Annotated in this window: 13 protein-coding genes; 5 read left to right on the forward strand and 8 right to left on the reverse strand. The window is 36.8% G+C overall.

Features of this window, described 5'->3' with window-relative positions:
- Positions 1-7: 7 nt before the first annotated feature.
- From G525_RS0109785 to G525_RS0109805, 5 genes are all read right to left on the reverse strand, one after another.
- On the reverse strand, positions 8-340 hold the full coding sequence (locus G525_RS0109785; protein ID WP_027126013.1) for an ArsR/SmtB family transcription factor: 333 nt from the start codon (positions 338-340) through the stop codon (positions 8-10).
- Between the two features lie 163 nt (positions 341-503).
- Positions 504-1280 carry a YoaK family protein gene (locus G525_RS0109790; protein WP_027126014.1) on the reverse strand — a complete coding sequence of 259 codons (777 nt, stop codon included), beginning with the start codon at positions 1278-1280 and terminating at the stop codon, positions 504-506.
- Positions 1281-1393: 113 nt separating this feature from the next.
- The gene (locus tag G525_RS0109795) at positions 1394-1960 is read right to left on the reverse strand and encodes a hypothetical protein (protein WP_027126015.1); all 567 of its coding nucleotides are present in this window, start codon (positions 1958-1960) and stop codon (positions 1394-1396) included.
- Positions 1961-2136: 176 nt separating this feature from the next.
- Complete coding sequence (locus G525_RS0109800; protein WP_027126016.1) at positions 2137-2703, reverse strand: GNAT family N-acetyltransferase; 567 nt, start codon at positions 2701-2703, stop codon at positions 2137-2139.
- Positions 2704-2850: 147 nt separating this feature from the next.
- Positions 2851-3303, reverse strand: coding sequence for a DUF1569 domain-containing protein (locus G525_RS0109805; protein ID WP_027126017.1), 453 nt, complete (start codon positions 3301-3303; stop codon positions 2851-2853).
- A gap of 126 nt (positions 3304-3429) precedes the next feature.
- On the opposite strand from G525_RS0109805, the gene radC reads away from it, so the two are divergent.
- The 4 genes from radC to G525_RS21725 all read left to right on the forward strand — a co-directional run bounded on the left by radC (position 3430) and on the right by G525_RS21725 (position 7444).
- Positions 3430-4128, forward strand: coding sequence for a RadC family protein (radC, locus tag G525_RS0109810; protein WP_027126018.1), 699 nt, complete (start codon positions 3430-3432; stop codon positions 4126-4128).
- Between the two features lie 379 nt (positions 4129-4507).
- Positions 4508-5818, forward strand: coding sequence for a polysaccharide deacetylase family protein (locus G525_RS0109815; RefSeq protein WP_027126019.1), 1311 nt, complete (start codon positions 4508-4510; stop codon positions 5816-5818).
- A complete protein-coding gene (locus G525_RS0109820; RefSeq protein WP_027126020.1) occupies positions 5799-6488 on the forward strand; it encodes a YjjG family noncanonical pyrimidine nucleotidase in 690 nt (229 codons plus the stop codon). Before G525_RS0109815 ends, G525_RS0109820 begins: the two co-directional genes overlap by 20 nt.
- A 68-nt stretch (positions 6489-6556) precedes the next feature.
- Positions 6557-7444 (forward strand): hypothetical protein, encoded by an 888-nt coding sequence (locus G525_RS21725; RefSeq protein ID WP_157491913.1) that lies wholly within the window; start codon positions 6557-6559, stop codon positions 7442-7444.
- 200 nt (positions 7445-7644) lie between these two features.
- On the opposite strand, the gene G525_RS0109830 is transcribed toward G525_RS21725, so the two are convergent.
- Positions 7645-8925, reverse strand: coding sequence for a replication-associated recombination protein A (locus tag G525_RS0109830; protein ID WP_027126021.1), 1281 nt, complete (start codon positions 8923-8925; stop codon positions 7645-7647).
- Positions 8926-9157: 232 nt separating this feature from the next.
- On the opposite strand from G525_RS0109830, the gene G525_RS0109835 reads away from it, so the two are divergent.
- Entirely contained in the window at positions 9158-9973 is an 816-nt protein-coding gene (locus G525_RS0109835) for a rhomboid family intramembrane serine protease (RefSeq protein WP_027126022.1), read from the forward strand.
- A gap of 159 nt (positions 9974-10132) precedes the next feature.
- Here G525_RS0109835 and rlmB read toward each other — a convergent pair whose 3' ends face one another.
- Positions 10133-10867 carry a 23S rRNA (guanosine(2251)-2'-O)-methyltransferase RlmB gene (gene rlmB, locus G525_RS0109840; protein ID WP_027126023.1) on the reverse strand — a complete coding sequence of 245 codons (735 nt, stop codon included), beginning with the start codon at positions 10865-10867 and terminating at the stop codon, positions 10133-10135.
- A 163-nt stretch (positions 10868-11030) separates the two neighbouring features.
- Positions 11031-12425 carry a SusD/RagB family nutrient-binding outer membrane lipoprotein gene (locus G525_RS0109845; RefSeq protein ID WP_342662753.1) on the reverse strand — a complete coding sequence of 465 codons (1395 nt, stop codon included), beginning with the start codon at positions 12423-12425 and terminating at the stop codon, positions 11031-11033.
- Positions 12426-12461: the final 36 nt, after the last annotated feature.

Consider the following 12461-nt stretch of genomic DNA (forward strand, 5'->3'; position numbering starts at 1 on the left):
CGCATTTTTAACAACACTCTTCCTTGATAGAAATATCCTGATTTAGAAATTCTAAGATGATAAGTTTCATTTTAGACCAGTTTTTGGCGTCTATGCAATAGCAGACACGGGTGCCTTCAACACTACCTTTGATCAATCCCAAATGCTTTAATTCCTTTAAATGTTGAGAAATCGTGGGCTGTGAAAGTCCGATCTCAGCCACCAGATCACCACAAATACAGGCGTCAATTTTAAACAAATGTTGTAAGATTGCTACGCGCGCAGGGTGACCAAATACTTTGGCGAAAAGTGAAATTTCGTTTTGTTGGTCGGTAAAGATTTCTGTTTTTGAGATGCCCATAATTTAATATATTATTTCATTGCAATATTACGATGAATCTATTTCTTGCCAAATGTTTTTTATTTTTTTAACATTTTTAAAATGTCATGCACACTCCACAATGCGACCGTCTGCAATTGGCTGACGTCCTATTTCGGGCGCTAAAAGGATCATGAATCTTTTACTAAGACCTCACTTTCGCACGTCGTCTGAATTTCAATACCGGTTTCCTTCCTTGCCTGAATCTTCTTTTAGCCCTGATGAAACGGAGTTTGGAATCGTCATAGAGTAAGCTTATGATTAAAATTAATGCGCCCAATAGGAGCGTGTTTAATTTCCAATCCATTTTTGAGTAAAAGAAGCCTCCAACTAATCCTCCAAGGAAAAAGAAACAAATAATAAACAATCGGAGTTTAACGGTCGATTTAATTTCTTTTCTATTGGGATGGGCTTTGGGGAATAATAATTGTGAAAGTTCAATTCCTAAGTCAGTGAACAATCCTGTGAGATGCGTGGTTCTTACTACGGCATTTGAAAGTTTGGTCACGAATGAGTTTTGCAATCCCATGGCAAATAGTAATAGGCACACCATAACATCGGGAGAATATAGTTTGGGAAAATGACTCAAAAATGCCACGGCAATTAAAATGAGAATTTCAATAACTGTTGGGATCACGAAAACGTTAAGCTTTTTGTTTTCCTTAAATAATTCAATGAGAAGACCTGATGAAAATGAGCCTAATAGAAAGGAGAAAATATACAAAAAATATACCGTCAACATCCAGAATTTGAAATCTGCCACATCTCTCAAAAATAATGCAAAATGCCCCGTGACGTTTGTGGTCAGTTCAGTGAATGCCAAAAAACCGGTGGCATTCACAATTCCTGCAACAAAAGATAGGATGGTGGCAATCCGTAAGTTATGGCTTAGAGTCCTATTCTTGCCTTGATGTTTGAACATTCAGGATTTATTTGGTTTGGTTAAATGATAACTTACACTATTTATAATGAAAAACGAAGAACATTTTTCACATTCTCCAAAGAACGGACATTTTTCTATGGTTTGTTTTATTTCTATTGCAGCACCGAGGTTTTCATGTCAAATGCCAGTCCAATATAATTAGTGTTATTGAATTCAAATTCATCGATGATTTCCCAACCTAACTTTTCCGTATGTGCTTTCGTGGAAACGGCATTCACTTTATTGATAAATGTGATTGAAATGGGATACTTCTTTAGGAATTCAATTCTCATTTCTTCAAAAAGAAGGTTTAAAAGCCTTTTTCCTCTGAAAGCTTCATCAATGCAAACGGGGCCGTATTGAAAACTATTATCTGTGTTAATCGCTTTGGCCTGAAATGTTAAATATGGAAATCGAGACGTCATATATTTGAAAATTTCCCATTGTTCAAAATAAGCCCAACTTCCCGCAAAAGCGTAGGCAATGATTAAATCATTGTCTTTTTTTGCTATAAAAATACCATTTTCACCAATGATGTCTTCAATTTGTTTACTCGTAAATGGTGTCGTCACAAAACCTTTAATTCGTTCTGCTTCATTCAAATTTTTGTACAAATATTTTTCTTGAAGCGCTAGAATGTCTTTAATATCAGAATTGGTTCCTATTCTAATGTGTATCATGAGGAGTAAATTTAACCACGATTGAGGGTTTGTCTCAGATGAATTTTGAAGCAACTAATTTAATAAATAAAAAGAGACTCTAGGTAGGATTCGTTTTTTAAGGATAAATTATACGCATGATACAGCCCGAATTTACATGCTCTAAAATCGTGTTTTGAAGCGTTGAGGTGTTGTTTTTAGGAAGTCTTGGGTTTGATTTGAAGATGAATCATATGCTTGCCTTCTAATACCAATTCTCCCACTGGCTCAAAACCTAGTTTTAAATAGAGTCTTTGAGCATTCGGATTGTCTTCATCTACAAGAAGTCCCACCGCTTGTTTATTTTCATAAACGTAATAGTTGATTACATGTCTTAGAAGTTTGGCGCCAATACCTTTGCCCTGTTGGTTAGGGTGAACGCCTAAAGTGTCTATATAAAATTCTCCCGCTTGGGTTTCATCTGTAGGATTAAAATCCTTTAAAAATTGGGTTTTAATATATTGCGTAATTGGAGCGCGTAATTGTTTTAATTTTGAGCCATCATAGATATTGACCGCCGCAACAATCTCACCTTCATCTTCAACCACCAAGCAGTTTTGATAAGAGTATTGATTAGCCTCTTGCTTTACAAAATGATGTAAAAATTCTCGGGCCGTGATAGGATCTTTTTTGCCTATAAATTCATAAACAATAGCTTCCATGGCCAAAAGTAAATAGTTGGTGATAGGACTAGCATCTTCTTGGTTGGCTTTTCTTATGATCATTTTGTCTTTTAATAAGGGGTTATAAAAACCCTGAAAGATATGCTTTTTAATAGGAATTTTAGAATTTCCTACTATTCCTGAGTGTTTGTTATAAGGTAGAATTGGTGTCCTTTTTTTAATAGGAGCGTTTAAATTATATAATCCAGATCATGCGCCAAATTGCCTTAAATGATGATCTAAATGTTTGTATTCTATTTTGCCCCATTGATCTGTAGTGAAATTTCCAAAATAGGGATGTTTTGGCCAATGCATGTTCATGGCTTTACCATGAAATTCACTAATATGAAGTTTTAATTGGTCTCTTTCAAATTCAAAAATTGGGGCATTTTTCACTTTGAAGTCTTTAGGGGTAGTAATGTTTTCTGGCCAAACTTTATCGTTATACATTACTGGTTTATAGAGTTTGAAAATCATTTTTTTTAAAAACCCCACGTTTTCAGTAAGTTCCATTTTTCCATTGGCAACCAATAATGGCATTTGGCAATGTTTTACCATTTGAGCCACATTCATCGTTCCCCATATTGGCTTAGTGTTTTCAGTTAAGCTGTCAATACGTCTAAGGACTTCTTGATAGACCTTTTGATTAAATAGAGTCTCCATTTTACCGTGATTTATAAATCGGTTCTGAAATTTACAATTTTTATCTTTTCTTTGATAATTAATGCCTATTTTTTGTGTGCGAAATACTCACTAACAATATAACCACTTTAAAACTATTTGGTGGCAATGGCAGAAAAACAACCTTCATTTTCCATTAAAAATTGGTCGCAAGATGATCAGCCTCGCGAGAAATTAAGAGATAAAGGAAAAGCGGCTTTAAGTGATGCAGAATTGGTAGCCATTCTCATAGGCTCAGGAAGCAGAAATGAAAGTGCAGTGGAACTTTGCAAACGCATTTTGGCAAGTGCCAATAATAATTTGAGTGCGTTGGGCAAATTATCCATCAAACAACTGACCGAGTTTAAGGGAATTGGCGAGGCTAAAGCAATTGCCATTATCGCAGCATTAGAATTAGGCAGGCGACGCAGGGGAGAGGAGGCCTTGCAACACCACAAAATTGATTCTAGCCAATCAGTTTTTGAACTCATGCAACCCATTATTGGCGAATTGGCCCATGAAGAGTTTTGGATCATTTATTTAAACAATTCCAATAAAGTCCTACAAAAAAACCAATTGAGTAAAGGTGGGATCACGGGCACCTTAGTTGATGTTCGCTTGGCTCTTAAAACAGCTTTAGAGACTGGAGCAGTGGGCCTAATTTTGGCACATAACCATCCCTCAGGTAATTTAAAGCCAAGCGAAGCCGATAAACAGATTACTCAAAAATTAAAAAATGCTGGAGAGAGTTTGGATATCAAAGTTTTGGACCATCTGATCATTACTGAAAATGCTTACTTTAGTTTTGCGGATGAAGGAATATTGTGAAAATAAAATTCCCAATGTAGAAGCATCAAATTTCCATTATCATTATTAGAATAAAACTGCCAAATCATAATAATCAAATGCCATTATGTCTAAATGTTGCGGAAGACTTAAATTTGCTCAGCGGTAAGAAAGTGAACTTATAGTAACCTACTGATTATTTTATTTGTCTGTAGTCAAGAGAGCGGAATTTAGTTTTCGAATGATGACATCATTATTGAAATACATCAGAAAAGATTCTGTTTTGGGATTTGGAATTTTTAACTTTGGAATTTCCATTTCACTATATTTAATAAATGATACATAAAGACCAAAGTCTAATGAAGGGAAGCATTTTAAGATTTGCATTTGAGATTTTTAACTTTGGAATTTACCCCATCGAATGTTACTAGTTTACACTCATAAAATAACTCCAAGAATGACGTATGCCTTTAAGCATATTGTTTTGCGCATTTTAAATGTGCCAGTGAGTTTTACAACTACCGTCGAGGAATTTATTGCACATGATAGCATGAAGATTTCTTATACCAAACAACCGTTGAGCAGTGAGTTGTTTATACGAAGTCATGAATTGATATTTGAGCAAGGACTTTCTGATTTGGATATCAATGTACAAGATTGGGGGGCAACAAAATGTTTCTTTTCAACATCGGATAAAAGCAATTTGCCATTTGATATTTTTGCGGCTACTTTTTATTTATTAAGTAGGTATGAAGAATATTTACCACACGTAAAAGATGAGTATGGCCGGTTTTTGGCCACAGAGAGCTTAGCGTACAATAAAGGCTTTCTTCACCAACCCGTGGTGGATATTTGGGCCTATAAATTTAAGGAAATCCTCCAAGCGCAGTTTCCGGAATTTGAATTCCCATCCAGAAGTTATAATATACAACCAGTCATTGATGTGCCTGTGGCCTATTATTTTAAGGACAAAGGTTTATTAAGAACCTTTGGAGGCACTGTTGCTGATCTGTTTAGTTTAAGATTGAAACAGCTTTATCATCGGTATCAATGTTTGGCGGGCTTTAAGAGAGATCCCTACGATACGTTTAAATGGATCGTGACCAAACAAAAGCAAACTTCCAATAAGTTTATCGTGTTTTTCCTGATAGGAGAATATTCAACGTATGACAAGAATGTCAACATCAACAAAAAACGATTTGTTTCCTTGATTAAGTATGTGGGCGATTATTGTAAGATTGGATTAAAAGCATCCTATTTGTCATTGGATGATATGCCAACCCTTAAAAAGGAAAAACGAAAAATGGAAGCGACCACAAATTATCCATTGGAAGCTTCGCGGAATTCGTTTTCTAAGTTAAATTTGCCAGAAACTTATAGAAATCTTATTGAATTGGAAGTGAAACAGGATTTCACAATGGGGTATATCAATCATTTAGGGTTTAGAGCGGGTACCTGCACACCATTTCAGTTTTATGATTTGGATTATGAAGTGCAAACGCCCTTGCAAATTAATCCGTTTCATTGTGTAGATTATGCCTTGTTAAAACGCCAATCGTTGTTAGATAAAAAACAGGATTTGGAACGCTTAATGCAGGAAGTGAAAAATGTGAATGGCACCTTTGTGCCCGTATTCCATAACTATGCGTTTAGTGATTTGGACCGATGGAAAGGATTTAGGGATTTATTTAGGATGATATTAGAATCAGTAGATGAAGATAAAAGCAATTAAACACGTTTTTTTCGATTTGGATCATACCCTTTGGGATTTTGATAAAAACTCAGCATTGACATTTGATAAGATTTTCAAGATACATAATGTTGACCTCAGTCTGGACGTCTTTTTACAAGTGTATGAGCCAGTAAATTTAAAATATTGGAAACTTTACAGACATGACAAGATCGATCAGATGGAGTTGCGCTATGGAAGACTACGGGACACGTTTAATGAGATTGACTATAGGATTGATGATCAATTGATCCATAGCTTATCTCTAGATTATATTGCCCATCTCTCCAGTTTTAACCACCTCTTTGATGGCACTCTAGAATTGTTACAGTATTTGCAACCTAAATATCAACTGCATATTATAACCAATGGTTTTGAAGAGGCACAGTTAAGAAAAATGAATGCGTCACAAATCACCTCCTATTTTAAAACCATAACCAATGCTGAAGTGGCAGGTGTTAAAAAACCAAATCCAATCATTTTTGACTATGCGCTCAATATCGCCAATGCCCATCCAAAAGAGAGCATCATGATTGGTGACAATTATGAAGCTGATATCTTAGGAGCATTGCATGTTGGTTACGATGCTATATTTTTTAATTATAGGAATGATGACACGGAGTCTAATGTTAAACAAATCAAGCATTTATCGGAGCTTAAGAAATACCTTTAAATATTAAATAGGTTTTTTAACTTCAAAAATTATATCTTTATAATCAAATTAATTTATCCAAAAACGCTATGAAATCTCGTCTCACTATATGTGCCTTTTTAATGTTGTTCATTTTTAAAGGCTTTTCCCAAGAAAATATCAATGCTTATAAGTACGTGGTTGTTCCAACATCCTATACTTTTTTAAGTGAACCCGATCAATATCAAACCAACTCCTTAACTAAATTTTTATTTGAAAAATACGGATTTACGGTCTTAATGGCAGATGAAGAATTTCCTGAAGACCTGAACAATAACCGTTGCTTAGGGTTATATGCTGATGTTGAAAAGCAGAAAGCATTCTTAAATACGAAATTGCAAGTCCACTTAAAAGACTGCAATAATAAATTGGTACTCTCATCAGATGTTGGTCAATCTCGTGAAAAAGAATATTCAAAAGTGTATAATTTGGCGTTAAGAGATGCTTTTAAAAGCTTCGAAACCTTAAATTATTCTTATCAGCCAAGTGCTAACATCACTTCAAAAAGTACAATCAAGCCTTCAGAAAATGTAAAAGCTTCTAAAGAACAGGAAGAAATTGCCCGTTTAAAAAGAGAGGTGGAAGCCTTAAAAGGGAAGGAAGTTATAGATGAGGCCGTTGTGGTGGGAGCTGCCACTGGTGCGACCATAGAAAAAGTACAGGGCGAGGCTACTGAAAAGGTGGCAACTACATTAAAAAACGAAACCAAATCTGATGAAAGTATGCAAACCTTATTCGCTAACCCAGTGGATAACGGCTTCACTATTACAGATGCGTCTTCCAAGGTATTATATCATCTGATATTTTCGGGAAAGGAAGATGTTTACATCGTCAAGGGCCAGGACGCCATTGTCTATAAAATGAATAACACCTGGATTGTTTCAAAAGCCAATGATTCTGGCGTGACCATAAAAACGCTAAATATGAAGTTCAATTAATGACTGAAGTTTTTTACTAAATAAGAACCCCGAGACGCTTTTCGTGCCTCGGGGTTTTATTTTGTTAAATTTCAAGACCATTTTTTATCGGCTCTTTATTGCATCAATGTTCTAGAGTCTTTTTTCAATCTTTATTTTATAGGTTCTATGGTCTTTTATCTTTCTATTCCCTAAAACCTCTACCTTCTAATCTCTACCCTCTAATACCCATATTTAGTTTTCCACCGCTGTTTTAGAAACTCACGCTGCGCATTTTCCCGGGCATTATTTCCCGGATTGTACAATTTAGTATTCTTGATATCTTCAGGAAGAAACTCTTGTGGTGCAAAGTTGTTTTCATAGCTATGTGCATATTGGTAGTTATCGCCATAACCCAATTCCTTCATGAGTTTGGTGGGTGCATTACGCACGGATAATGGCACCGATAAGTCACCCGTTTCCCTAACCAATTGTTGCGCTCTTCCGATAGCTTCATAAGCGGCATTGCTTTTTGGAGAACTCGCTAAATAGGTGGCACATTGGCTCAAAATAATTCGAGACTCAGGATGTCCAATCACAGAAACGGCCTGAAAGGTAGTATTGGCCATAACCAATGCGGTTGGATTGGCGTTGCCAATATCTTCACTCGCCAAAATGAGCAAGCGCCGTGCAATAAATTTCACATCTTCACCACCTTCAATCATACGTGCCAGCCAATACACAGCGGCATTGGGATCACTTCCACGTATCGATTTTATAAACGCCGAGATTATATCATAATGTTGCTCCCCAGTCTTGTCATAGCGCACCGTATTGCTCTGTACTTTTTGAAGTACAGCGTCATTGGTAATCACAATTTTTTCATTGTCGTCATACGAGGTGATAATCAGCTCAAAAATATTCAGAAGTTTACGGGCATCGCCTCCTGAAAGTCGCAATAAGGCTTCAGTTTCCTGGAGTTGGATATCGCATTTAGAAAGAATTTCATCTTCAGTAATAGCGCGATGCAATAGTGCTTCCAAATCCTTTTTGTCGAACGAATTGAGCACATATACCTGGGAGCGCGAAAGTAGGGCAGGGATGACTTCAAAACTCGGGTTTTCAGTCGTTGCACCAATTAAAGTCACCCAACCTTTTTCAACAGCTTCCAACAACGAGTCTTGTTGGGATTTGCTAAACCTATGAATCTCATCAATAAACAAAAGCGGATTTTTTGCCGTAAATAATCCACCACTATGTTTTGCTTTGTCAATCACTTCTCTGATGTCCTTAACACCTGAATTGATGGCACTCAATTTATAGAACGGACGGTTGGACTCATTGGCAATAATGTTTGCCAAGGTCGTTTTTCCGGTTCCTGGTGGACCCCAAAAAATCATCGACGGAATAATACCTTGCCTGATATGTTGGGTCAGGACACCTTGATCGCCAATCAAATGAGATTGACTCAAATAGTCCTTTAAGTACTGTGGGCGTAATCGTTCTGCTAATGGTGCGTTCATAATGCAAAATTACATCTATTCCTGTGAAAACAGGAATCTCAATATATTTTTTTGGGCATGCCTTTTTTGTGAAGGACAAAAAAGTCGTGCTCTCGCGGCTCAATCTTTTTGTTTGAAAAAAAACAAAAAGGATTTCAAACAATCCCGCTCCATCACTCATGCAGAAACGTGACAATTTTTCATATTACTAGCAATTGGATGTGAAATTGATAATAAACCTTTAAATTTAACCATGAGCAATCAGCAACATTTTAGGTATTCAACGGGCGTTGTGGTTTATCCCGTCTTTTTTTTGATGCTCATTTGGGTCGTTTTTTGGTTACAGGTGCGATTCTTTCCGGTTATTAAAACTTGGGGCATTGTCCCTGAAACCCTCATTGGTTTGCGAGGTGTTGTTTTAAGCCCGCTCATTCATTCAGACATTGAACACATTTACCATAACAGTATTCCCCTAGTAGTTCTAACCATGGCACTATTCTATTTCTATAGGCAAATCGCATGGAAGGTGTTGCTTTATGGGATTTTGCTTTCAGGCTTAATTACTTGGGCTATTGGCAGACCGGCAAATCATATTGGGGCCAGTGGCATCATCTACGTTCTGGTCAGTTTTATTTTCTTTAAAGGAATTTTGGCCAGGCATTATCGGTTGGTGGCCTTATCTTTAATGATTATTTTTTTATATGGCAGCATGATCTGGTATGTCTTCCCCATCAAGGAAGGGATGTCTTGGGAGGGGCATTTGGGCGGACTTATTACGGGTTTTGTATTTGCCCTTGTCTTCAGGAAGGCAATTGCCAAACCTGAGCGCTACGTGTGGCAGGAACCACAATATAATGAAGACGACGATCCGTTTTTAAAGCATTTTGACGAAAATGGAAATTTTATCGAAAACCTCGCACCAGAAAATGAAGATGAAATTGCCCGCCTGCCCGACGGACAGCAGCTTGAAAAAGAAATTGAGACATCGACTGTCCCCAATAAAGAAGATGAGGAAAAACAAATTATTCCAAAGTACAATTATATTTATAAGGAAAATCCGAAGAACTAATTTTCAGTGATTCTATCTGTTCTCCAAGGATAAAAAAGTTTAGAATTCATAAAATTTCCCGCAGGTCAGGCAGTCGGTAGTAGGCAGTCAGAATTCGGCAATCTTTAATCGTCAATCTTCAATCGTTAATCGTCAACCAAATAATCCCTAATCCCCACATTACAGCCGCTGTCTAACCACTTCATACAAAAACGCACCACAGGCCACAGAAACGTTCAGTGATTCAATCTCGCCTAAAATTGGCAGTTTGGCTTTGTCGTCTACGATTTTTAGGATGGACGGATTGATGCCTCTTCCTTCGGATCCCATGATGAGTGCACAGGGTTCTGTAAAAGATACATCATAAAGGTTTTGGTATGTTTTTTCAGTAGCAGCAATTACTTTAATGCCAGATGCCTGCATATAAAACACGGCATCCTTTATATGATCCACCTTGCAAATAGGAATTTTAAAAATGGCTCCTGCACTTGTTTTAATGGTATCTCCATTTACAGGGGCACCACCTTTTTTCTGAATGATAATTCCTGAAACACCGGTACATTCTGCAGTTCTGATGATCGCACCAAAATTACGGACATCACTCAACTGGTCTAACAATAGAAATAAGGGCGTTTTACCTGATTCAAGTACATTGGTCACCAACTCTTCCAAAGGATAGAAGCTAATAGGCGCAATTTGTGCCACCACGCCTTGATGGTTTTTTTGAGTAAGACGGTTGAGTTTTTCAACAGGAACGTAAGAAGAGTTTAAGCGTTCTTTATGCAAGAGCTGCTCGAGTTCCGTAAATAATTCGCCGTGCAGTCCTTTTTGTAAAAAGATTTTATCAATGTTTTCACCAGATTTAATGGCTTCTATAACCGCTCTGATTCCAAAAATAGTTGTTTCGTGTTCCATACTGTAAAGGTATAAAATAAACGTTCTTATTTTTAGATGTGCTATAAAAAAGAAGGGTGATAAAATAACCGGTAATAGACTTAAAGATAATCTGAATTCATAAAAAAAGCCTCTTAAGTTTTGAAACTTAAGAGGCTTTAAGATAATTGTAAGAAAGGATTATTTAGTTAACATCCCAGAACAACTTGGTTGTTTGATCGTCACCACCAATTGCCGATGCTGCTGCTGTATAATTATCTACGTTTAGGTTTTGCTCATTAACAGGGTATGTATATCTTGTAGGTACTGGATTTCCAGTATCCACAGGTAAGTTAAAGGTTGGTACATCATAAGTTCTCCAAGCAGTCCATGCTTCATAACCTCTGTTGTACATAGCTAACCATAATTGTTTTCCAATTTTTTCTTTCCAAGTTCCTGGAGCAGAGGTATACTTTACGTCAGGTTTAGCTAAGTAAGCTGCAACACCTGGTACGCCCCAGTAATCAAATGACGCTGTAATACCAGCGTTGTAGAATCCTTCAGCTAAAGCAGGTGTTCCAGATAGGGAACGCTCTGCGGCATCAGCTAAATAAAAGGATACTTCAGAAAAATCAAGCAATGAAGCTGGATTAGTTGGATCTAACATTGGAGCTCCAACATGTGTGTATAAATTATAACTATTACTGTCTCCATATGGTCCACCTTTGTAAACACCGCTACCTAGGTTTTCATCAAAGTAATAAGGTCTTCTTGGATCTTGTAAATCATTCATTATATCTACTAAAGTATTGGCAATTACGAAATCTTGACGACCTGATTGCACTAAGTCAACCCAAACTGGGTTGGTATTAGGTGTAGTATTTGAATATACTAAAGAAGCATTATCAGCATTTGACGTAAATACACCACCACTAACAGCTGTTTGAACTGCTGTTTGTGCAAGAGACGAAAATCCTGGAGCATCAGCAACTCTGATTCCCATTCTTAAAAGTAATGAGTTTCCGAATTTTTTCCAACTTGCAGAGTCACCGCCATAAATTGGGTCTGAAGAACCAAAACCTGAACCAGTAATAGTTGGGATAGCAGCAGTTAAACGTGAAAGCAAATCAGTGTAAATTGTTGCAGCATCATCATATACTGGTAAAACGTATTCAGTAGCATTTAATGCTTGAGTATATGGGATGTCACCATAAGTTTCTACCAATTGTGCCCAAGTATATACCATGAGTATTTCAATTTGAGCATTTCTTGTGTCTTTTTCTGCTTGAGTTAAATCCGCATCGTTGTTTGTATTTTCACGAGCAGTTGTTAAATCCAAAAGGACATCTCTGTACATTTCTGACCAATGGTTCTGAGGTATATTTCTTTGATTAAGATTATAATTTGCCTCATCAATATAGGTGGTCTCTGTCCAATGCTGGCCTAACATTCTAAAAACGTTAGTATTCACATTGGTACTCGTCATTTGATCATATAAACTCTTGGTAGCAGCGTTGAATAAAAAATCGGCTTCAACTTGCGTTGGGTTTTTAGGATCTCTATTTAAATCTTCGTAGGCGGCGTCTGACTGGCAGGACACAAGTGCTACGAAAGTGAAAACGGTTAATATTATTTT

The sequence above is a fragment of the Gelidibacter mesophilus DSM 14095 genome (assembly GCF_000423005.1).
Taxonomy (GTDB): domain Bacteria; phylum Bacteroidota; class Bacteroidia; order Flavobacteriales; family Flavobacteriaceae; genus Gelidibacter; species Gelidibacter mesophilus.

Excerpts from the sequence above, each read along its gene's own strand:
- G525_RS0109785 (WP_027126013.1), bottom strand. The coding sequence starts at position 340 with ATGGGCATCTCAAAAACAGAAATCTTTACCGACCAACAAAACGAAATT.
- G525_RS0109790 (WP_027126014.1), bottom strand. The coding sequence starts at position 1,280 with ATGTTCAAACATCAAGGCAAGAATAGGACTCTAAGCCATAACTTACGG.
- G525_RS0109795 (WP_027126015.1), bottom strand. The coding sequence starts at position 1,960 with ATGATACACATTAGAATAGGAACCAATTCTGATATTAAAGACATTCTA.
- G525_RS0109800 (WP_027126016.1), bottom strand. The coding sequence starts at position 2,703 with ATGATCATAAGAAAAGCCAACCAAGAAGATGCTAGTCCTATCACCAAC.
- G525_RS0109805 (WP_027126017.1), bottom strand. The coding sequence starts at position 3,303 with ATGGAGACTCTATTTAATCAAAAGGTCTATCAAGAAGTCCTTAGACGT.
- radC (WP_027126018.1), top strand. The coding sequence starts at position 3,430 with ATGGCAGAAAAACAACCTTCATTTTCCATTAAAAATTGGTCGCAAGAT.
- G525_RS0109815 (WP_027126019.1), top strand. The coding sequence starts at position 4,508 with ATGTTACTAGTTTACACTCATAAAATAACTCCAAGAATGACGTATGCC.
- G525_RS0109820 (WP_027126020.1), top strand. The coding sequence starts at position 5,799 with ATGAAGATAAAAGCAATTAAACACGTTTTTTTCGATTTGGATCATACC.
- G525_RS21725 (WP_157491913.1), top strand. The coding sequence starts at position 6,557 with ATGAAATCTCGTCTCACTATATGTGCCTTTTTAATGTTGTTCATTTTT.
- G525_RS0109830 (WP_027126021.1), bottom strand. The coding sequence starts at position 8,925 with ATGAACGCACCATTAGCAGAACGATTACGCCCACAGTACTTAAAGGAC.
- G525_RS0109835 (WP_027126022.1), top strand. The coding sequence starts at position 9,158 with ATGAGCAATCAGCAACATTTTAGGTATTCAACGGGCGTTGTGGTTTAT.
- rlmB (WP_027126023.1), bottom strand. The coding sequence starts at position 10,867 with ATGGAACACGAAACAACTATTTTTGGAATCAGAGCGGTTATAGAAGCC.